Genomic DNA, 22,963 nt, shown 5'->3' with positions numbered 1-22,963 from the left:
TTCTTTTGAAAAACCCTATCCGAACTGGATGGGGTTTTCTGTTTTATATATTTTTCTGAAAACCTGCGGATCTTATGAAATCTGGAAATTAAAAAGCCTATTTAATGCCGCGCTGCGTTAGGGATGGAAGCGGCATCTCCCGATTAGCAAAAACTACGGCTAAAAAGCCTTGTTTTTCTAAATCAGGAATACAGCGGACAGCCCGACCCATAGGGGAATGCCATAATTATAAAAATAGAAATGTTTTTGTATTGTTGATCATGAGTGCTTTATGTTTTTTTTTGTTTAGAATTTTTTACTGTCAACGTCGTTAATAAACTGAATTACACCATTCATAAATACTTTTTGATCGTCCCACATGGCTAAATGACTACCGTTTGGACAGTATAAATAATGCCCGTTTTTTACTAATTTACTTTGTTCTTCCATTGCTTTTGGATCCATAGTGTCATATTTTGCACCTATCATTAGGGTTGGAATTGTAATTTCGTGTAATCTGTTTTTAATATCCCATTTTGCTAAGCGACCGCTGATACCAAATTCACTTGGTCCTTGCATAAGGGTGTAGATTTCTCCGTTTACATGTTTACTTGCTCGGTTCAATCCATCTGGCCATTCTTTTAATCTGCATAAATGCTCTTTATAAAAGTTTGGCAGTAGTAACTCCATATAGCGTGGATTAGCAAAATCTTTTTTGGCTTCTAAATCTCTTATTTCATTTAATACTTCAGGTTTCATTTGTTTAGCCAAAACCTCATCAGCATATTTTCCATATTCTGGCGCGCTTGCCATCATATTCGCGACAAGCAAACCTTTCATATTTTGCTGGTATTTTAGAGCATATTCCATAGCTAGAATTCCGCCCCAAGAGTTTCCTAAAACATAAAAATTATCTTTATCAGCATTAATTGCTTTTCTAACTTGCTCAACCTCATCGACAAATCGATCGATTGTCCATAGTGAACTGTCTTTTGGCTGATCGCTGTAATAGGAACCAAGCTGATCATATTCATAAAATTCAAATCCTTCTCGTTGAAAAAAGGTTTCGAAACATTCCATGTATTCGTGTGTCATTGCTGGGCCTCCATGCAGGAGCAGGACTTTTATTTTTGGATTATTTCCAAAACGTTTGATCCAAACTTTAAATTCTCCAACTGGCGTTTTTATGGGAATCATTTTTACTCCTGCGGATTCGACACTCTCATTATTATAAGTAAAGTAGTTTGAAAGTGTTGATTTTTGATTTTCGTTTTTGCACGAAACCATTAGTAAGAGTATTGCACAAACAGTAATAAATTTCATCTAGTTTATAATTAAGGGTTTAAACTAAATTACAAATTATTTTTAAATGGATTGTATGTCTGTTTTTTTAGAAAAAAAATAACTAGAAGTTTAATTTTTCAAATGCAAAAATCACTATTTATAGTGATGTGTAAATTTTTCTTGCAATATATTTTTGCCACTTGTTAAAAGCTTAAAATATAATTGGATGAATAGTTTTAAAAGCATACTAGAAGGCATAACAAAGATTTTTATTTTTTTCTTTCTGTTTACGGGAATATTTGTTTGTTATGGTCAGGATAAAGGAATTATTGCTGATGCTAGTTTAAAATATTCAATTGAGAAAGGAGTAGTTTATTCTAATACAAAGAAATCTGTTGTTTTAAAACATTTAAATTCGAGTAAAAAAAGCTCGAAGACATTAAAAATGGCGGCTGATATAACGCCTCCTTCGATAACTTGTCCGCCAAATAAGCAGCTCGCATGCGGAAGTTTAGTACCCAATTATTTAGACGAATTAATTGTTACTGATGATTCGGGTGGAGATATTTATTTGACACAATCGACTGGAGGCACGAAGTTTTATGATGGTATGACTATTGTCTTTACTGCTAAAGATGAAGCTGGGAATGAAAGCAGCTGTTCTATAATTATTACAGCCTTGACTCCAGATGTTACGCCGCCAACATTTAACTGCCCAACGAATCTGACCTTAAATTGTGGAGATGTATTACCAAACTATGCAACTAATCCAATGATGAATCTTCAGGATGATTGCAGTATTTCGGTTTCTTGGGAAATGACACCTGCTCCCGGAACTCCTTTTTATAATGGAATTCCTGTTCAGATTAAATATACAGACCCATCCGGAAATTCTTCGTTTTGTAATTTTAATGTAACACAGGTAACACCTGATAATATTCCGCCCACATTAACCTGTCCTAGCAATCAAATTCAAAACTGTGGATCTGTTTTAGCAGATTATAGAACTTTAGTAACTGGATACGATAATTGTTTGGGCAATTTAACTGTTTCCCAAAGTCCACTTCCAGGAACTATTTTTACCCCTGGTATGACAGTAACCTTGACTGTAAGAGACGTTTCTAATAATGCTTCAACTTGCAGTTTTATTGTAAATGCTTCGGCAGATACTTCAAATCCTATAATAACTAATTGCCCGGGTAGTCAGACATTAGCAATTGGGGATGCTATTCCTGATTATTCGGGCTTAATTAATGTCACAGATAATTGTGACTTAAATCCTAGTATAGTACAAACACCTGTAGCTGGAACAATTTTTTCAGCAGGATTAACGGTTGTTTTGACTGCTAGTGATATTTCTGGAAATACAGCATCTTGTACTTTTCCTCTAATTGCTTCTGGAGGAGACCTTCCGCCTGTATTATCTTGTCCGTCAAATATGCAATTGTACGCAAATTCAACATTACCCAATTATGTTTCTTATTTAACGGCTTTGAATGATAATACTACTGATAATTTTGATTTAGTTTTTACCCAAACTCCCCCCCAAGGAACACTTTTTACAGGAGATACTAATGTTACTATTACTGCCAAAGATGCTTCAGGAAATACAAATTCCTGCACGTTTTTAGTAAAACTAAAAACCATAAAACAAGATATTGATTGCAAATCAACCTCTATTAATGTTAATAATTTATATGGAGGCAATGGATTTTCTATTTATGGTGAAATTTTAACCAGAGAAGCAGGTTCTAGTGTCAAAAATGCTGGAGATGTAAATGGAGACGGAATTCCAGATTTAATAATTGGTGCTCCAGGAAATTATACTACTAATTATGGCCCTTCGATGATTTATAAAACCATACCCGGTGCTGCTTATGTGGTGTTTGGAAAGGCCTCTGGGGTTAGTCCTAACATAGATTTGGGTTTATTGGATGGTACAAATGGTTTTGTAATAAGAAACGATACTCCTTGGACAAATTTTCCTGTTACGGGATATGATGTAAGCAGTGCTGGAGATATAAATGGAGATGGAATAGGAGATTTTATGATTAGTGATCCTCATCGTTCGTCTTCTTATGGACCCGAAGTGGGGCATATTTATGTCATTTTTGGAACTAGTGCTGGTTTTCCGGCTGAATTTAAAATTTCGTCATTAAACGGATCCAATGGCTTTTCTTTCATAGGAAATGAAAATTATGCGGGTATGGGAGTCAGTATCGATATCGTGGGTGATGTTAATTCTGATGGTTTTCAGGATATAGGAGTTGTAACTAGTGGCTCTGGTGCAGTAAATGGCAAATGCTATGTAATTTATGGTAAGGCAGGTGGATTTCCCGCAATATTAAGAAATTACGAACTTAATGGTGCGAATGGTTTTAAAATTGAAGGTGATGCAACTGTTGGTAAAGTAGGCAGATCGGTTTCAGGTTTGGGAGACGTTAATGGAGATGGAATTCCTGACTTTGCTTTAGGCTCTTATAATGGATCAGATCAAAAGCGCAAGTTTGTTATTTTTGGACGTTCAACTAATTTTCCAGCTAGTTTTAATGTTACTGCTCTAAATGGATCAAACGGATTTATTATAGAAAATTCTTTGGAACCTTTAGATGGTTCCACTACAGTAAAAAAAGCAGGTGATTTGAATGATGATGGCATGAATGATCTCTCTATAACAGGAAGATATGTTTTATTTGGAAGAACTTCTTTCCCTGCTATAGTTGACTTAAAAGACCTTAACGGAAGCAATGGTTTTAAAAATGATACGGGAAGTGAAAATCTTCATGGATATGCCGGTGATTTTAATGGTGATGGTATTGATGATTATTTTGTGCATATTTTTTCGCAGACATGTATTTTTTTTGGGAAAAAGATTTGGCCAGCCAATGTGAGTCAAACTACAGATAAGAATTTGAAAATTGTATCTGATTTTCTTTCTGAATACAGTGCCAGTTATGCGGGAGACCTTAATAATGATGGGGTTAGTGATTTTGTCATCGGAAATGCTTACGATTCTTACGGCTCTAATTTAAAAGTAAATTACAATCCTGGAAAAGCTTATGTTATTTTTGGTAAAAATACCATAGATACTGAAGATCCCGTAATTACCAATTGTCCTGCCGATCAAAAATTAAGTATTGGGGATTTAATTCCTGATTATGCAAAATCTATAACCGTTACAGATAATTGTGATACTAAACCGGTAATTACGCAATCGCCGGCTGCTGGTTCTGTATTTGATGGCACAACCCAAGAAATAGTTTTAAAAGCAACTGATGCAAGCGGGAATGCTTCAGAATGTAAATTTAAAATAGAATTGTTGACTACTGGAAGTCCTGTAATTGTTTGTCCGACAAATCAGGAATTATATGCCAATTCATTTTTGCCCAATTATGTGCCCTTTTTAGAAGATGTTAGTGATGATGTCACGCCAAGTCATGAATTAACTTTTACGCAGACACCTCCTGTAGGAACCTTATTTAACGCAGATACAGATGTTACAATAACCGTTAAAGATAAATCTGGAAACGAAAGTTCCTGCACTTTTTTAGTAAAATTAAAAACTAAAACCTTTGATTTAGATTGTAATACAACCGAAATTGATGTAACAGAATTAAATGGAAGCAACGGCGTAATTATCTACGGAGATAAAGGTGGTAAAAAAGCGGGTTTTACGACTAGTAATGCTGGAGATATTAATGGAGATGGAATTCAGGATTTTCTTATTGGTGCAATAAATGAGGGATGTTACGTCATATTCGGAACTTCGTCGGGATTTCCTCCTAATATAAATTTAGGAAAACTGAATGGGATTGACGGATTCAAAATTTTTGATGATGCCGTTACTCCGCCTTCAGAATTTGCTTATGATGTCAGCTCTACAGGAGATATAAATGGAGACGGCATTGATGATTTGATGCTTAGTGACCGTCAGAAAAGAAACGCAGCGAAGAATTTTGCTGGGTCAATCTATGTTATTTACGGAAAAAAGACAGCATTTTCAGCACAATTCCCCATTTCAGCTTTGGACGGGAATAACGGATTTAAAATTCTCGGGGACACTAAAGATGAATTTCTGGGATCAGCTTTAGTTAATATTGGTGATTTTAATAATGATTCATATAGCGATATAGCCATTTTATCTGCCAATGAAGGATCGGGGGGAATTAAAAAATGCTATGTGATTTTTGGGCGCAGTTCTAATTTTCCTGCTTCCGCTACAATTGATCAGCTTATAACTTCTCCTTCCTTTGTAATTGAAGGTGATGTTGGACAAACTGTCGAAGCTTCAGGCGACATCAATGGTGACGGTATAGCCGATTTAATTTTTTCAGGAGATTATACAAAGTATCGTTATGTGGTTTTTGGGTCTTCTAGCTTACCTTCAAAAATAAATACTTCAAGTTTAAACGGATCAAATGGTTTTAGAATAGAAAATTCGGCAACTACACTCAACACAAGTCAGTATTATCAGGTTAAGGCATTAGGAGATTTAAATGGAGATTCTTTCAAAGATTTAGCCATCGATAATTATATTTTATTTGGAAAACCTTCTTTTTCATCGACTGTTGATTTAAAAGATCTAGATGGAACAAATGGTTTTAAAATTGATGCCTTCATGTTAGATTATCTTGATTTCTACACAGGATATGGCGATTTTAATGCAGATGGTTTGGATGATATGGCAGTCGTTTATATTAACAATATTTATATTGTGTATGGTAAAAAAATCTGGAGCCCTAGCATTAAAATTCAAGACTTAAACGCAGCAGAAGCATTAAAAATAAAAATTCGTTATGCAGCAAATTACAGTATAAGCTATTTAAAAGATATAAATAAAGATGGAATTGATGATCTTTTAATTGGAAGTACCAATCAAACCTATACATCTGATCCAAATGAAGAACCTGGCATTTCGTATTTGATTTTTGGAAGTAAATATACAGATCTAACACCTCCGGTAATTAGTAATTGTCCGACCAACCAAGTTTTAAATTCAGGAGATTTAATTCCAGATTATACCGCTTTGATTACGGTAACGGATAATTGCGATGCATCACCAACTTTAACTCAAAATCCAATTGCTGGAAGTACTTTCACAGACGGAATGACCATTACAATCACAGCAAAAGATATTTCAAATAACGAATCGTCTTGCAGTTTTAAAGTTAACGCTTCCGCGGATGTTACAGCGCCTGTCATAACCTGCATCGGAGATCAGAGCTTATCATGCGGAGCTGTAATTCCAGATTACACCGCTTTAATTACTGTAACAGATAATTGCGATTCATCGCCAACTTTAACTCAAAATCCAATTGCGGGAAGTACTTTCACAGACGGAATGACCATTACAATTACAGCAAAAGACATTTCGAATAACGAATCGTCTTGCAGTTTTAAAGTAAACGCTTCCGCAGATGTAAGCGCGCCAGTAATAACCTGTATCGGAGATCAGAGCTTATCATGCGGAGCTGTAATTCCAGATTATACCGCTTTAATTACGGTAACGGATAATTGCGATTCATCACCAATTCTGACACAAAATCCAATTGCTGGAAGTACTTTCACAGATGGAATGACCATTACAATCACAGCAAAAGACATTTCGAATAACGAATCGTCTTGCAGTTTTAAAGTTAACGCTTCCGCGGATGTTATAGCACCTTTAATAACCTGTATCGGAGATCAGAATTTATCATGCGGAGCTGTAATTCCAGATTATACCGCTTTGATTACGGTAACGGATAATTGCGATGCATCTCCAACTTTAACTCAAAATCCAATTGTGGGAAGTGCTTTTACAGAGGGAATGACCATTACAATTACAGCCAAAGACATTTCGAATAATGAATCGTCTTGCAGTTTTAAAGTTAACGCTTTCGCGGATGATATAGCGCCAATAATAACCTGCATTGGAGATCAGAATTTATCATGCGGAGCAGTAATTCCAGATTATACCGCTTTAATTACGGTGACAGATAATTGCGATGCATCTCCAACTTTAACTCAAAATCCAATTGCGGGAAGTACTTTCACAGACGGAATGACCATTACAATTACAGCAAAAGACATTTCGAATAATGAATCATCTTGCAGTTTTAAAGTCAACGCTTCCGCGGATGTGACTGCGCCAGTAATCGTCTGCATCGGAGATCAGAGCTTATCATGCGGAGCTGTAATTCCAGATTATACCACTTTGATTACGGTAACGGATAATTGCGATTCATCTCCAATTCTAACACAAAATCCAATTGCTGGAAGTGCTTTTACAGACGGAATGACCATTACAATCACAGCAAAAGACATTTCGAATAATGAATCATCTTGCAGTTTTAAAGTTAACGCTTCCGCGGATGTTACAGCGCCTGTCATAACCTGCATCGGAGATCAGAGCTTATCATGCGGAGCTGTAATTCCAGATTATACCGCTTTAATTACGTTAACGGATAATTGCGATTCTTCGCCAATTCTAACACAAAATCCAATTGCGGGAAGTCCTTTCACAGAAGGAATGACCATTACAATTACAGCAAAAGACATTTCGAATAATGAATCATCTTGCAGCTTTAAAGTCAACGCTTCCGCGGATGTTACGGCGCCTGTCATAACCTGTATCGGAGATCAGAATTTATCATGCGGAGCAGTAATTCCAGATTATACCGCTTTAATTATGGTGACAGATAATTGCGATTCTTCGCCAGTTCTAACACAAAATCCAATTGCTGGAAGTGCTTTTACAGACGGCATGACCGTAACTATAACAGCAAAAGATGTTTCCAATAATAGTTCAATTTGTAGTTTTAAAGTAAACACTTCCGCAGATGTAAGCGCGCCAGTAATTACTTGTATCGGAGATCAGACATTATCATGTGGCACTATAATTCCAGATTATACGCCTTTAGTTACAGCAAATGATAATTGCGATGCTTCGCCAATAATTATCCAGACACCAGCTGCGGGAAGTGCTTTTACAAACGGAATGACTATAACGATGACCGCCAAAGACGCATCAAACAACGAGTCGTATTGCACATTTAAAATCAATGTTTCTGCGGATCTTATAACGCCTCAAATAGTTTGTATTGAAGATCAAAATGTAAGTCTAGGAGCGGTTTTATCTGATTATCGTTCGCAGATTACTGCAACAGACAATTGTGATTCAAATGTAACGATCACACAAATACCAGTCTCAGGAACAAATGTTACAAACGGAATGAGTGTTACGATGAATGTTTCTGATAACAGTGGAAATTCTGCCTCTTGTTCTTTTAAAATCAACCTAATGCAAGACACAGAGGCACCAGTTTTTGCCTGCATTGAAGACCAAGTTTTTGATTGCAACGCCAGTATAGTTCCAGATTACACCAAAATGATTTTTGCAACAGACAATACCGATCCAAATCCAGTAATTACGCAGACACCAACTCCAGGAAGTGCATTTTCTGATGGAATGTCGATTACTATAAAAGTTTCAGATAAAAGCAATAACAGTTCTAGCTGTTCTTTTCTACTGTATACCAACCCAGTTTTAGTCGATCTTGGAGACGATTTACAAATTAAAGAAGGCGAATCGACTCTGCTTTATGCTTTGGCTTTACAAAACGGAACTTTCTCTTGGTCGCCTTCAACGGGATTGAACAATAGTAAAATTGGAAATCCAATTGCAAAACCTACAGAAACTACAACGTATAAAGTGATTTTTACCAATGAAGATGGCTGTCAGGCAGAAGATTTTATTACCATAATAGTTATTCCAACAGCAAAAGACGAAACAAAATATGGTTTTTCTCCAAACGGAGACGGTATCAATGATTTTTGGGAAATTGACGGCATAACCAATTATCCAGAAAACGAAGTGCTGATTTACAGCCGTTGGGGAGATTTGGTTTTCCAAACTAAAGGTTACGATAATGCAACAAATGTTTTTAGCGGAATCGCCAATAAGAGTAGAAATTTAGGCGCCAGTCAGCTACCAGAGGGAACTTATTTCTTCGAAATCCTCACAGAACAGCCCAATCATTTTAAGAAAACCAAGGGATATCTTGTTTTAAAACGTTAATTCATGAAAAGTAAAATCAATATAATCTTAGCTTTATTTATACTAATCATTTTTTTAGAAAGGGCTTACGGACAGCAAACTCCAGTTTTTTCCAGTTATAATTACAACGCCGTTCTCATCAATCCTGCACACGCTGGCTATTATAATGATATTGATATGGTTATGACTACAAATGGCTATTTTAATTCAGTTGACGGAAGTCCAAAAAACTTTGATCTTTCGGTAAATAAATTAACTTGGGGCGAGAAAATCGGTTTGGCAGCAGGAATTTCATACGACGAGATAGGGGTAACGAATACCACAACTTTCTTCACATCTTATTCCTATAAAATCTATTACGATTCTGAATATAAAAACGGAAAATGGTGGGCGTATGATCCATCTATAATTTCATTTGGAGTTACAGCAGGAGGAATGCTTTACAACGAAAACCTAACGCAATTAGGAATCGAAAACGATCCAGAATTTCAGGAAAATGTAAACAGTTTTACGCCCACTTTTGGAGTCGGATTTTTATACAACCGCGATCAAATCTATTTCGGATTATCATCGCCAAATCTATTGAGTTCTGCATTTAATTCAAATAACAATACCAATTTAAAAAACGTGTATTACAGTTATTTCGGTTATAAATTCTTCACCAACCGTTTTGAAGAAATCTTGGTCAACCCAAGCGTTTTGTTCAAATATGTAGAAGGAGCACCCTTTCAGGCCGATTTGAATCTTTTAATCAATTACAAAAATAAAGTAGAATTTGGCGGCGGTTACAGAACATCGCAAACGTTGAACTTTCTGGCCGGTTTTCATCTTTCAGATAATTTTAGGGTCATCTGCACGTACAATAAATCAATTGACAATGTAGTGATTCCAGACACTTTTGGATTAGTTTTAAATTACAGATTTGGAAAAGGTTTTGAGTAATTAATCGACCAAACCATTTTCAACTGCGTATTTTACAAGACCCGCCGTATTTTTAGCATTCAATTTGGATAATAAATTACGGCGGTGCGTATTTACGGTATTCAAACTAATAAAGGTTTTTTCGGCAATCTCAGCAGTATTATATTCTTGGGCAATTAAAACCAAAATCTCTTTTTCACGCGAACTCAATTCAGTCAAATTTGAAACCTGTTTTTCAATTTTTGAACTATTCAAAAGATATTTTTCTTCGAGTTCTTCAGCAAAATAATTCTCGCCCGATGCAATTGTATTGATCGCTTTTAGAAGTTCCTCTTTTTCAGCATTTTTTAACAAATAACCATTCACGCCAATTCGAATTAATCTCGAAACAATCATCACATTACTATGAGTGCTTACAATCAGGATTTTTACCTCAGGATGCTGTTTTTTTAGAATCTTACTCAGTTCAATACCATCCATTTCTGGCATACTGATATCCAAAATAATAAAATCGACAACGCCTTTTTTCACAATTTCAAGCGCCTCGATTCCGTTTACCGCTTTGTCAACAATTGTAATATTCGGTTCTTGTTCCAGCAGTGAAATAATTCCCTGCAAAAACATGGTGTGATCGTCGGCAATAAGTAGGTTAATGCTATTCATTCAACAAATATATTAGTTGCTTTTCAATTCGTCAAGCTGATTTTTTAAATCAATTCCTTTTACTTTGGCTTTAATTTTCGGTTCCAAAACCGGGATTTCGATATTCACAATCGTACCGCGTTTCAATTTAGAATCAATTACAAATGAGCCTTTTAATTTATGAATTCGGCTTTCGAGATTGATAAAACCAATTCCTTTCGAATGATTTTCGGTTTCAAAACCAATTCCGTTATCTTCAAACAAAAGATTTAAAATATTCTCAATATAATTCAGCTGAATTTCAACTTCAGAAGCTTTGGCGTGTTTAATCGTATTCGTCAAAAGTTCCTGAATCATTTTAAAAACTTCAATCTGAATATCCTCATTCAATTCATTAATTTCCTTTTTCGGATATGGAATAAATGCAATTTTGAGCTGACTCGCTTCGCTGATATTTTTCAAATACGAATCAACCACTTCCAAAAACTTATTTTGGCTGAATTTCTTCGGAAGAAGCGAATGCGAAATACTGCGAACCTGCTGATACGTCTCGTCAAGCTGTAAGCTAATTTTTTGAACATTAGAAAAATCAGAAGCACTTAAATGATTTACTTGCAGTTTTATAGCCGCCAAATTCCCGCCAATACTGTCATGAAGTTCCTGCGAAATGCGCTGTCTTTCATTATCCTGCCCGCTGATCGAAGCTTTTATCAATTCCAATTCCTGTTCTTTTAAAATGCCGTCGATTTTTTGCGAACTAATTTCAGCTTGTTTGATGTTCAGCAAACGCTGTGCTTTAAGACGTTTATAATATTGAAATAAAAGTCCCGTAATCGGAATCAGGAAAACTAGAAATCCAGCAATAGTAAAAAATCTGATTTTCTTCTGCTGGTCAATTTCCAAAGTTTTCAATTGCTGATCTTTTTTTAAAAGCGAAATCTCATTTCGTTTTTTATTCGATGAATTCTGAAAAGCCAAAATCGTATTTTCATTGTTTTTCTTCGAAATTTCTTCTTGAAGCAGCATATTTTCCAAAGCTTCTTCCTGATTCGCCAAAGCTAATTTTTTGGCTTCATTTTCAAATTTCAAAACCTCAATTTCTTTCTGTTTCTGTGCTGTTTTGTATTTGACTTCAAGTTCGTTGATTTCTTTTATTTTTTGAAGATTATAAATCGAATCTTTTACACGGGTTGATTTTTCGAAAAACGAATACGCACTTTTATAATCATCCTGTAGAATGGCAATTTTTCGCAATTCATCATAAATAGAACTCTGATTTTGGAGCAGTCCAAAATGAACCGACTTTTGAAGCGCTTCCGAAAATATCAATTTGGCATCTTGGTATTTTTTCTGCGAAATATAAACGTCTGCAATACTGCTTCGCGAAACAATCGATAACTGATTCAGTTCACTTTTATCAGCAATGGAAAGCGCATCTTGAAACATTTTTAACGCTTCCTGAGGTTTATTTTGCAACTGATAATTCTCACCAAGTCCCAATAAAACAATAACTCGGCCTTGATTATTATTTGTTTTTTCGCAAAGTATTTTTCCTTTTTTATAAAAAATATTCGCATTTTCATAATCCTTTAGCTTCGAATAAAGATCACCAATATTAATATAACTGCCCAAAATAATTTCACTATCCGCTTTGTATTCGAGACATTGTTTAAACAATTTCAACGCATTATTATAATCGCCCAATTCGCTGTACGTTTGTGCTAATCCGTGCGTATGCGTGTAAAAAAGATTTTGTTCGTTATACTTTTGCGAAACTTCAATGCCTTTAATATGCCATTTTTTACTTTCGTTAAGCAATCCTCTTTTTTTATAATTGATTGCCAGTAAATTATAGCCGAGCGAAAAAAGTCTATTCTTTAAAGAATCATTAACAGCCGTATTGTATTTTAAAGCCTGATTGGTATAAAAAATAGAAGAATCGATGACCGCTCTTTTATTAAAATAATAAGCCAAGAGCAAATTGGTTCGGGCAAGAGCTCGGTTGTCAACTTTCGATTTGAGAATTAAATGTGCTTTTTTATACGCTTTTTTCTCTTCGCCTTTATTGTACAAATCGTAAAGCGCAAGCGTGTTTTTATCTTCTCTAATGGGAACTGGCTTTTTGGAAACGAAAGCTTTCTTCTTACCTTCAATCTGAGCTTGCAGAGCGAATGATAAAAAGAGGAAGAGCAATAAAAAAAGTCTTCTGAACCAGATTTCCATAGCATTTGTTTTCTACTCAAACAGAAGAGATGAGTAATTTAAAGTCTTGTAAATTTGGGATTTATAAGATTAAATCAGTTTTTGAATAAGCGATAAAAGTACTACAAAAGAATTGAAAATACTTTTCTAAAAATAAAATTTTTGAATGAAGTTGTGATATTATGAATCGTTTTGAAATGATTTCAATTTATTGTAAATTAAGTAATTATCAATGTTTCGAAATTCTAAAAGTTTCTTAAATAGATTTGAATGTATTTTTTCTTGTCGTAAATTAGTGAGAGTATACTTAAAAATTTAAACGATGAAAAATAGAATATTTTTAGCCATTGCATTGTTATCGTTAACAATCTCGGCCAGCGCACAAAAGAAAATCGAAGTCACGGAACTGCCAAAACCGGCACAGGAATTTCTGCAAAAACACTTTAGCGATGTTGCTGTAGAAAGTGCTCAAAAAGACGCAGAACATGGTGAAAAAGGATACGAAGTAAAACTAAAAGACGGCACAGAAGTAGAATTCTGGAAAGACGGTTCGTACCGTGAAGTTGATGGAGACGACAAACCAATTCCGACTGCATTTATTCCAAAAGAAGTAAAAGATTATGTGGCGAAAAATTATCCAAACGAAAAAATCACCCATATTGATTACGGCCACAAAGATCTCGATGTAGATTTAACCAACGGCATCGATTTGGAATTTACCAAAGACGGTAAAATCCTAAAAGACAAGAAAAATAACATTGGTAAAAAATAGTATAAGATTAACTGTTACTATAAAATTTTTAACACATAGATACATAGTTTTTTTGAGCTTAAGAAAGGCGTTTCACTTTTATTAATTCACATAGCTATGTGTGAGAAACTAGTTTCTTTCAATCATCTTTTTAAATTGGTAAAAAAGATCTATGTTTCTATGTGTTGAAATTATACATTTTCAATAGTTACGCAACGCATTGAAAAAAAATAGAAATGTCCTCAATACTTCTTTGAGGGCATTTTGTTTTTATGTCAATTTTCGAAAAGATCATCTTGAGAGAAAATAGTTTATATTTACATCTTCTATTTATTTGATTTATGGAAGAAAATAAACATGTCACGATTTACGATATAGCCGAAAGACTTAATTTGGCTACGTCTACGATTTCAAGAGCTTTAAAAGACCATCACACCATAAGTGATAAAACCATAAAAAAAGTCAAGAAAACTGCTGAAGAAATGGGCTTTGTTCCGAACACTTTAGCGGCAGGATTGCGTGGCAACAAAACCAAAACAATTGGAGTTTTAATTCCGACTGTTACACAGCCTTTCTTGTCATCGCTGATCAGCGGAATCGAAATTACAGCCCAAAAATCAGATTATACGGTAATCATTATGCAGTCGCACGACTCGTATGAAGAAGAAGTGAATATGGCGAAATCCTTGTACAGCAATCGTGTAAGTGGTGTAATTTGTTCACTTGCAATGGAAACGCGTGATACATCGCATTTTCATCAATTCTCAAATAACAATATTCCATTAGTTTTTGTCGATCGTGTGCCTAAAGATTATAATACTTTTAGAGTCGTAATCGACAATTATACAGCAGGTTACAAAGCTACAAAACATCTTATTGAGCAAGGCTGTATTCGAATTGCACACATTACAGCAGGATCAGAATTAGGAAATTTATATAACGAAAGAAAAAGAGGTTACATTGAAGCCTTAAAAGACCATAACGTTGATATTGACGAAAAACTGATTATCAATTTAAATTCAGTTACCTACGAAGATGGTGTAAAAGCAAGCAATGCTTTGTTTGACTTAGATCCAATTCCCGACGGACTTTTTGCTCCTGGAGATATTCTGGCCGTAAGTGCCGTGCAGACCGCTAAAAAACGCGGAATAAAAGTGCCAGAAGAATTTAAAGTAATTGGTTTTAACAACGACCCAATTTCGCAGATCATCGATCCAAATTTATCGACAATCACACATCCCGCAGAAAAAATGGGAAAAGCCGCAGCTGAAATTATTATCAAAAACCTAAAATCGGCTAAAAATGATGACGCCAAAGAAATTACTTTTTTAAACACAGAAGTACTGGCGAGAGAATCTACGCAGAAATAAATTTAATAAAATATTTTTGTTTTTATTTTGAATTGAACTGGTGCAAATAATGCACAAGTTCATAACTAGCGTCAAGCGGATTTGCTACCATAGATAAAATGGATTTATATGTGAAATTTAAAAAAATCCGTGTTAATCTGCGTCTTAGTGATAACGAATCCGTCTTATCTGCGTCCGATCTTCAATTTAATAAGTTGTGTAGAAAAAAATCTAAAATCTAAACTCAAAAATCTAAAATTGAACCTTACTATAGGCAGGATAGTTTTTATAATTATCCTGCCTTTATTTGTTAAATGGAATTATTTTTTGAAAAAAACAGAGCTAAAATTTTTTTCTTCAATAACAATCCTATATTTTTACGCAACCGATTGCAATTGTTGTTTTATTTGTAATAATGTATTTTTTAAATTAAAAATTTGTCAAATATTTTTAAATGGAAATAAAACGCTGTAGATGTAAAAATGAGAATTAATAAAACCAACATGGCTTCATTACGATTTGTATTTCTATTTTTTCTGATTTCCTTTTCAGCTTCGGCACAAAAGGATTATAAATTGTGGTTGCAATACAATTCGGTTGCAAATGCTTCAATGGCTAAAGAATACAAAGACAATCTAAAAGGATTGGTAGTTTTAGGAAATTCGGAAACCATAAAAATCGCCGAGAAAGAACTTAAAACCGCAGTTGTTGAAATGCTCGGAAATACACCTGAAATTAAACGTGATTTAAAAGGAGAAAATAATCTAATTGTAGTTTCTCAATCTAGTTTAAATACAGAAATCAAAAGTCAGCTGAAATCTGATTTTGATACAATAAACGATGAAGGCTTTATCATCAAATCCATTTCTCTTCAAAATAAAAAGCAAATCATTATTACTGGAAAAAATGACATTGCGGTTTTATACGGCGTTTTCAATTTTCTGAGAATACTTCAAACCAATAAATCAATTAAAAATTTAAACGTAACCGATTCTCCAAAAACAAACATTAGAATCCTGAATCATTGGGATAATCTGGACAGAACAGTAGAAAGAGGTTACGCCGGATTTTCGCTTTGGAACTGGCAGAAACTTCCCGATTTTATTGATCAGCGCTATATTGATTACGCTAGAGCGAATGCCTCAATCGGAATCAACGGAACGGTTTTGACGAATGTAAATGCCAATGCCTTGATTTTGACTCCGCAATATTTAGAAAAAGTCGAAGCTTTAGCAAATGTTTTCAGACCTTACGGAATCAAAGTGTATTTAACCGCAAGATTTTCTGCGCCAATCGAAATTGGAAACTTAAAAACTGCAGATCCGAAAAATCCAGAAGTCATTAATTGGTGGAAAAATAAAGCAGCAGAAATCTACAAACGTATTCCAGATTTTGGTGGATTTTTGGTGAAAGCCAATTCTGAAGGTCAGCCAGGACCGCAAAATTATGGTCGTGATCATGTCGACGGAGCAAATATGCTAGCCGATGCTGTTGCGCCTTTTAATGGAATTGTAATGTGGAGGGCTTTTGTATATTCGGAGCACGATGCCAACGACCGCGCCAAACAAGCTTATGCCGAATTTCAGCCGTATGACGGAAAATTTAAAGACAATGTAATCGTACAGGTAAAAAATGGAGCAATCGATTTTCAGCCCCGCGAACCTTTTCATCCGCTATTTGGAGCGATGCCGAAAACACCTTTAATGATGGAATTTCAAATTACTCAGGAATATTTAGGATTCAGTACGCATTTAGTTTTTCTGCCTAAATTATTTCAGGAAGTTTTAGAAGCCGATACCTATCAAAAAGGAAAAGGCTCAACCGTTGCCAAAGTCGTTGACGGAACTTTATTTCAAAATAAAATTACCGGAATTGCGGGCGTTGCCAATATCGGAAACGACCTCAACTGGACAGGACATCCTTTTGCGCAGGCCAATTGGTATGGCTTCGGAAGACTGGCTTGGAATCCGTATTTGGATTCTGAAGTTATTGCTGATGAATGGTTGAGAAGCACTTTTTCTAACGATGAAAATTTCATTAAACCCGTAAAAAATATGATGATGGAATCTCGTGAAGCTGTTGTCAATTATATGACACCGCTTGGTTTGCATCATATTATGGATACAGGACATCATTACGGACCTGGGCCGTGGGTTTCAGATTTGTCAAGACCAGAATGGAATCCGACGTATTATCATAAAGCAGACAAAAACGGAATCGGTTTCGATCGTTCTAAATCTGGAACGAATGCTGTCTCGCAATATGCTCCTGAAGTTGCAAAACTTTTTGATAATTTGGAAACCTGTCCAGAAAAAGATCTTTTATGGTTTCATCACGTTCCGTGGAATTACAAACTAAAAAACGGTCAGACGCTTTGGAATGGTTTGGCATTAAAATATCAAGAAGGCGTTAATCAAGTTGAAAACATACAGAATGTCTGGAAGAAATCTGAAAAATATGTTGACGCTGAACGTTTTCATGAAGTCGAAATGTTATTACAAATTCAGTACAAAGAAGCAAAGTGGTGGCGCGATGCCTGCCTGCTGTATTTTCAGCAGTTTTCGGGAAAAGAACTTCCTGCGGGAGTAGAAAAACCAACGCAGACTTTAGAGTATTTTAAATCATTAAAATTCCCGTATGCACCGGGAAATGGATAAACTAGTGAGATTAATTAAGAACGCAGATGACGCTGATTCGCTATCGCGAAAACGCTGATTTATACGGATTTTTTATTTTTATTGTTTAGAAAAAAAATCCGTTTTTTTCCGTGTCTTCGCGATAGCGAATCCGCGTCATCCGCGTGCTAAAAAACAAATTATGAGCAAAAAAACGGCAATTGTAACCGGAGGAAATTCGGGTTTAGGCTTTGCAACCGCAAAAAAATTATGTGACAACGGTATAACAACCTACATCATCGGAAGATCAAAAGAAAAAACAGAAGATGCTTGCAAAGAAATTGGAGAAAATGCCATTCCGGTAATTTTTGATTTAAATAATCTGGGTGGAATCCCTGCCATGATTGAAAGCATTACGCAAAACGGTTCAATCGATATTTTGGTGAACAATGCGGGTATCAACATGAAAAAAGAAATTCCAGACGTGACCGATGAAGATTTTCTTTCGATCATTCATACCAATTTATTGAGCGTTTTTGCCGTAAGCCGTGAAGTAATCAAAAACATGAAAGCCAACGGAAGCGGAAGCATAATTAACATCAGCTCAATGGCATCGCAATACGGAATTCCTAAAGTAATTGCCTATTCGGCCAGTAAAGGCGCAATCGAATCAATGACGCGCGCCATGGCAACAGAACTGGCTCCAGCGGGAATTCGAGTAAACTGTATCGCTCCAGGATTTATAAAAACAAAAATGTCAGCAGCAGCTTTAGACAACGATCCAGAAAGAAAAAATAAAGTATTGGGAAGAACACCAATGGGCTTTTTAGGCGAACCATCAGACATTGCAGACGCAGTTTATTATTTCGCTTTAAGCGAATCAAAATATACTACTGGTACAGTTTTGCCAGTTGATGGCGGAAATAGTATTGGGTTCTAGGTTATAGCCACGAAGGCGCAAAGGCACAAAGTTTTGTTTCCCCTTTCGATTGCTATTTGCATTGCGGATTAAGTTGACTTAATCTTTATAATCTGTGGCTTTAAAATAGAAACTTAGTGTCTTAGTGCCTTCGTGGCAGAAAAAAAGCCTTCGTGGCAGAAAAAAAAGAATTATGGTAAAAATGCAGCAAACCATGCGTTGGTTCGGTCCAAATGACAACGTAAAGCTTATCGACATAAAACAAGCCGGAGCAACTGGAATTGTAACCGCTTTGCATCAGATTCCAGTGGGTGAAATCTGGTCAGTTGCAGCTATTCAGGAAAGACAGCAGATGATTCGAAATGCAGGTTTGGAGTGGACTGTGGTTGAAAGTCTTCCTGTTCATGAAGAAATCAAACGGGCTTCTGGAAACTATTTGCAATACATCGAAAATTATAAAATGAGTTTGCAAAATCTGGCCGATTGTGGGATCAAAGTCATAACCTACAATTTTATGCCGATTCTGGATTGGGTTCGCACCAATCATAATTTTATAAATGAAGACGGAAGCAAAGCTTTACTATACAATCAGGATGCGTTTACGTATTTTGATGTTTTTCTTTTAAAAAGACCGAATTCAGAAAACGATTATTCAGATACTGAAAAAGAAAAAGCATTACAGTTTGGAAATCAATTGCCTGAAGACGAGAGAGCATTGTTGTTTAAAAATGTTTTGCTCGGATTACCAGGAAGTAAAATCAATTTTACAGCAGAACAAATTTTATCGCTTTTAGAAAATTATGCTACAATCGACAATCAAAAACTAAGAGAAAATTTGATTTATTTCTTATCTGAAATAATACCAATTGCAGAAAAAAATGGACAAAAACTAGCGATTCATCCGGACGATCCGCCGTTTTCGGTTTTAGGATTGCCGAGAATTGTTTCAACAGAAGAAGATTTAAAATCGATTTTCAGCGCCGTTCCTTCAAATGCTAACGGATTGTGTTATTGCACGGGTTCTTTAAGCGCCGATCCTAAAAATAATCTGGAAAAAATAATCGACGATTACGAAGAGAGAATTCATTTTTTACATCTAAGAAATACCATCCGCGAAAGCGAAACTATTTTTAGAGAATCAGAGCATTTAAACGGTGATGTGAAAATGGAAAAGATTGTAGAAAAGATTTTGCTTTTAATGAATAAAACAAAAGTCAGTTTACCGATGCGCCCCGATCACGGTTTTCTGCATGAAGTTGATGAAAATACAGAAACCTATCCTGGTTATTCTTTGACCGGGAGATTGAAAGGTTTGGCTGAATTGCGAGGTCTGGAGATGGGTATTGGGTATAAATTGGGTTTTTAATATTTCTTTGGAATTAGACCTGACAGGTTTTAAAAACCTGTCAGGTCTCAGATGAGAAGAGTAAAACGTTCTGTTTGTCATTCCGAGGAACGAGGAATCTTCACAAGAAACTCCTCATAGAATGTCGCCAATCTTTGTAGAGCTACTCGCGAAGATTCCTCGTTCCTCGGAATGACAAAATTTGTGAAAAAACTATGTGCATTTGAATAAGTGAAACGCCTTTATAAGCAAAGAAAAATCTATGATTCTATGTGTTTAAAAAATAAGATATGCATGATTTTGTCGCTTTTCCTCATCGGATTAAGCACAAAATCGTATGCGATAAATCCAGAAAAATATGTAGTCAATCAGGCTTCTGCTGAAAATTTTCCTTTGGTTTCAAAAGGAAAAACAGCTTCAATTTTAGTTAGCGATAAAGATTTTTCGGGAGTTTTAAAAGTGACGGGACATTTAGAAAATGACATTTTTAAAGTTTCCGATTTGCATCCGAAAAGAATAAAAAAAATATCTGAAGCAGAAGATTTTGTGGTCATTATCGGAACATTAGGAAAAAGCGAAATCATCGATCAATTAGCCAAAAAAGGAAAAATTGACGGAAGTCAGCTTCAGGGGAAATGGGAAAAATTTACGACTCAAATTGTCGAAAACCCGTTTAAAGGAATCAAAAAAGCATTAGTAATTGCAGGTTCTGACAAAAGAGGAACGATTTACGGAATCTATGATTTATCCAATCAAATAGGAATTTCGCCTTGGTATTTCTGGGCAGATGTTCCAGTGAATAAACAATCAGAATTGCATGTTTTGCCTGGAGTTCATTCGCAGGGAGAACCAAAAGTAAAATATCGCGGGATTTTTATAAATGATGAGGCTCCAGCATTATCAGGCTGGGCATTTGAGAAATACGGCGGATTCAATTCGAAATTCTATGATACGGTTTTTGAATTGATTCTCAGAATGAAAGGCAATTATTTATGGCCAGCCATGTGGGGCAGAATGTTCTATGTCGAAGATCCGCAGAATGCTGTTTTGGCTGACGAATACGGAATTGTAATGGGAACTTCACATCATGAACCCTTAACACGAGCGCACGCCGAATGGGGGAAATCAAATGGGAAATGGGATTTTAATACTAATTCAGAAGCTTTGATTCAATTCTGGAAAGATGGAATTAAAAGAATGGGGAATAAAGAAACCATCGTAACGATTGGAATGCGAGGCGATGGCGACGAACCTATGACAGAAGGAACTGCGATTGATCTTTTAGAAAATATCGTTAAAACCCAACGAAATATCATTCAGGAAGTCACTAAAAAACCAATTGAAGAAACGCCTCAAATGTGGGCGCTTTACAAAGAAGTTCAGGATTATTACGATAAGGGAATGACTGTGCCAGATGATGTTACGCTTTTATTGTGTGATGACAATTGGGGCAATATCCGCAAACTTCCAGAACTGAATGACAAGCGAAGAAAAGGAGGTTACGGCATTTATTATCATTACGATTATGTCGGAGGTCCGCGAAATTACAAATGGATCAACACGAACCAAATCGAAAGAGTTTGGGAACAAATGGATTTGGCGTATCAATACGGAGTCGATAAAATCTGGATTGTTAATGTAGGCGACATCAAACCAATGGAATTTCCAATTGAGTTTTTCTTGGATATGGCGTGGAATCCCGAAAAGTTTAATGCAGAAAATTTACGGGATTATTATGTGAATTGGGCAGTAACTAATTTTGGCAATCAGTTTTCGGAAGAAATTGCTGAAATTTTGAAATTGTACACGAAATACAACGCGCGCCGAAAACCAGAATTGTTAGATGCTAAAACGTATAGTGTTACGAATTATAATGAAGCAGATAATGTTGTTGCTGATTATCAAAAACTAGTTGAAAAAGCCAATTCGATAAACGAGAAATTACAGCCAGAATATAAAGCTGCTTTTTATCAGCTGGTTTTGTTTCCTGTTTTAGCGAGTTCAAATTTAAATGAAATGTATGTTGCAACTGCGAAGAATTATATATATGCAGAGCAGGGAAGTGCTGTTGCAAATGATTATGCTAAAAAAGTAAAAAAGTTATTTGAAAAAGACAGTTTGCTCACCAATTACTACCATACCAAATTAGCAAACGGAAAGTGGAATCATATGATGTCGCAGACGCATATTGGTTATGACAATTGGCAACAGCCCGATAAAAATGTAATTCCGAAAACTAAAAGAATCGAGCCTTCAATTCAAGTTGTGAAGGAAACTGATATCGCGAATCCTCCAAAGAATGAAAGAGTAATTAGTAAAAATCAAGATTTAGCTTTAGCTCATGGTTTTATTGAAAATGATGGATATATTTCAATAGAAAGTAAAAACTTCTCAAAAGCAATTAATTCAGATTCCGTAAAATGGACTGTAATTCCGAATCTTGGAAAGACAGATTCTGGAATAACAATTAAACCTTCAAATATTGAATCAATTGAAATTTCAGAGCAATCGCCACGATTAGAATATAACGTTCATTTTTTTAGCAAAGGAAAAGTAAAAGTTCATGCCTATTTTTCGCCGACAATTAATTTTAAATTGGGCAACGGTTTAAAATACGGAATTGGTTTTGATTCAGAGAAGCCGCAAATGATGAATTTAAATGCAGATTCATCAGAAAAGAATTGGGCAGAATCGGTTGCGAACAATATTAAAATTATAACCTCAACGCATCAAATCGAAAAGTCAGGAAATCATGTTTTGAAGATTTATGCGGTTGATCCAGCTTTGGTGTTGCAGAAAATTGTAATTGAAACCGAGGAAGGGAAGTTATTGGAGTCGTATTTGGGACCACCGGAGAGTTTTAAAAAAGATAATAAGCAGTAACATCACATGTCCTGTTTGTCATTCCGAGGAACGAG

The 22,963-nt window shown here is 35.5% G+C and carries 11 protein-coding genes; 8 read left to right on the top strand and 3 right to left on the bottom strand.

Features of this window, described 5'->3' with window-relative positions; translation table 11 throughout:
• Window positions 1–285 precede the first annotated feature (285 nt).
• Complete coding sequence (locus AC3E9W_RS11225; RefSeq protein ID WP_488768411.1) at window positions 286–1,302, bottom strand: proline-specific peptidase family protein; 1,017 nt, start codon at window positions 1,300–1,302, stop codon at window positions 286–288.
• 187 nt (window positions 1,303–1,489) lie between these two features.
• Between AC3E9W_RS11225 and AC3E9W_RS11220 the strand changes: the two genes are divergently transcribed.
• The gene (locus AC3E9W_RS11220) at window positions 1,490–9,322 is read left to right on the top strand and encodes an HYR domain-containing protein (protein WP_488768410.1); all 7,833 of its coding nucleotides are present in this window, start codon (window positions 1,490–1,492) and stop codon (window positions 9,320–9,322) included.
• 3 nt (window positions 9,323–9,325) lie between these two features.
• Window positions 9,326–10,243 (top strand): PorP/SprF family type IX secretion system membrane protein, encoded by a 918-nt coding sequence (locus tag AC3E9W_RS11215; RefSeq protein ID WP_488768409.1) that lies wholly within the window; start codon window positions 9,326–9,328, stop codon window positions 10,241–10,243.
• Here the strand turns inward: AC3E9W_RS11215 and AC3E9W_RS11210 are convergent, their stop codons facing one another.
• Complete coding sequence (locus AC3E9W_RS11210) at window positions 10,244–10,885, bottom strand: response regulator (RefSeq protein WP_488768408.1); 642 nt, start codon at window positions 10,883–10,885, stop codon at window positions 10,244–10,246. It abuts the gene before it with no gap.
• A 12-nt stretch (window positions 10,886–10,897) separates the two neighbouring features.
• Complete coding sequence (locus AC3E9W_RS11205; protein WP_488768407.1) at window positions 10,898–13,087, bottom strand: tetratricopeptide repeat-containing sensor histidine kinase; 2,190 nt, start codon at window positions 13,085–13,087, stop codon at window positions 10,898–10,900.
• A 301-nt stretch (window positions 13,088–13,388) separates the two neighbouring features.
• Between AC3E9W_RS11205 and AC3E9W_RS11200 the strand changes: the two genes are divergently transcribed.
• From AC3E9W_RS11200 to AC3E9W_RS11175, 6 genes are all read left to right on the top strand, one after another.
• The gene (locus AC3E9W_RS11200; RefSeq protein WP_488768406.1) at window positions 13,389–13,838 is read left to right on the top strand and encodes a PepSY-like domain-containing protein; all 450 of its coding nucleotides are present in this window, start codon (window positions 13,389–13,391) and stop codon (window positions 13,836–13,838) included.
• Window positions 13,839–14,158: 320 nt separating this feature from the next.
• The gene (locus tag AC3E9W_RS11195) at window positions 14,159–15,187 is read left to right on the top strand and encodes a LacI family DNA-binding transcriptional regulator (protein ID WP_306161072.1); all 1,029 of its coding nucleotides are present in this window, start codon (window positions 14,159–14,161) and stop codon (window positions 15,185–15,187) included.
• Between the two features lie 482 nt (window positions 15,188–15,669).
• Window positions 15,670–17,823, top strand: coding sequence for an alpha-glucuronidase family glycosyl hydrolase (locus AC3E9W_RS11190; RefSeq protein ID WP_488768419.1), 2,154 nt, complete (start codon window positions 15,670–15,672; stop codon window positions 17,821–17,823).
• A gap of 160 nt (window positions 17,824–17,983) precedes the next feature.
• The gene (locus AC3E9W_RS11185) at window positions 17,984–18,721 is read left to right on the top strand and encodes an SDR family NAD(P)-dependent oxidoreductase (protein ID WP_488768405.1); all 738 of its coding nucleotides are present in this window, start codon (window positions 17,984–17,986) and stop codon (window positions 18,719–18,721) included.
• 181 nt (window positions 18,722–18,902) lie between these two features.
• Window positions 18,903–20,066 (top strand): mannonate dehydratase, encoded by a 1,164-nt coding sequence (gene uxuA, locus AC3E9W_RS11180; protein WP_488768418.1) that lies wholly within the window; start codon window positions 18,903–18,905, stop codon window positions 20,064–20,066.
• Between the two features lie 273 nt (window positions 20,067–20,339).
• Entirely contained in the window at window positions 20,340–22,928 is a 2,589-nt protein-coding gene (locus AC3E9W_RS11175; RefSeq protein WP_488768404.1) for a glycosyl hydrolase 115 family protein, read from the top strand.
• The last annotated feature ends 35 nt before the right edge of the window (window positions 22,929–22,963 follow it).

The organism is Flavobacterium sp. 38 (assembly GCF_057799715.1).
Note: the sequence above shows the minus strand (reverse complement) of the source record. Positions and strands in the feature narration are given on the sequence as shown.

What these genes read in the sequence shown, in the direction of transcription:
- AC3E9W_RS11200 (WP_488768406.1), top strand. Translation starts at nt 13,389, where the DNA reads ATGAAAAATAGAATATTTTTAGCCATTGCATTGTTATCGTTAACAATC.
- AC3E9W_RS11210 (WP_488768408.1), bottom strand. Translation starts at nt 10,885, where the DNA reads ATGAATAGCATTAACCTACTTATTGCCGACGATCACACCATGTTTTTG.
- AC3E9W_RS11220 (WP_488768410.1), top strand. Translation starts at nt 1,490, where the DNA reads ATGAATAGTTTTAAAAGCATACTAGAAGGCATAACAAAGATTTTTATT.
- AC3E9W_RS11190 (WP_488768419.1), top strand. Translation starts at nt 15,670, where the DNA reads ATGGCTTCATTACGATTTGTATTTCTATTTTTTCTGATTTCCTTTTCA.
- AC3E9W_RS11205 (WP_488768407.1), bottom strand. Translation starts at nt 13,087, where the DNA reads ATGGAAATCTGGTTCAGAAGACTTTTTTTATTGCTCTTCCTCTTTTTA.
- AC3E9W_RS11175 (WP_488768404.1), top strand. Translation starts at nt 20,340, where the DNA reads ATGATTTTGTCGCTTTTCCTCATCGGATTAAGCACAAAATCGTATGCG.
- uxuA (WP_488768418.1), top strand. Translation starts at nt 18,903, where the DNA reads ATGCAGCAAACCATGCGTTGGTTCGGTCCAAATGACAACGTAAAGCTT.
- AC3E9W_RS11195 (WP_306161072.1), top strand. Translation starts at nt 14,159, where the DNA reads ATGGAAGAAAATAAACATGTCACGATTTACGATATAGCCGAAAGACTT.
- AC3E9W_RS11215 (WP_488768409.1), top strand. Translation starts at nt 9,326, where the DNA reads ATGAAAAGTAAAATCAATATAATCTTAGCTTTATTTATACTAATCATT.
- AC3E9W_RS11185 (WP_488768405.1), top strand. Translation starts at nt 17,984, where the DNA reads ATGAGCAAAAAAACGGCAATTGTAACCGGAGGAAATTCGGGTTTAGGC.
- AC3E9W_RS11225 (WP_488768411.1), bottom strand. Translation starts at nt 1,302, where the DNA reads ATGAAATTTATTACTGTTTGTGCAATACTCTTACTAATGGTTTCGTGC.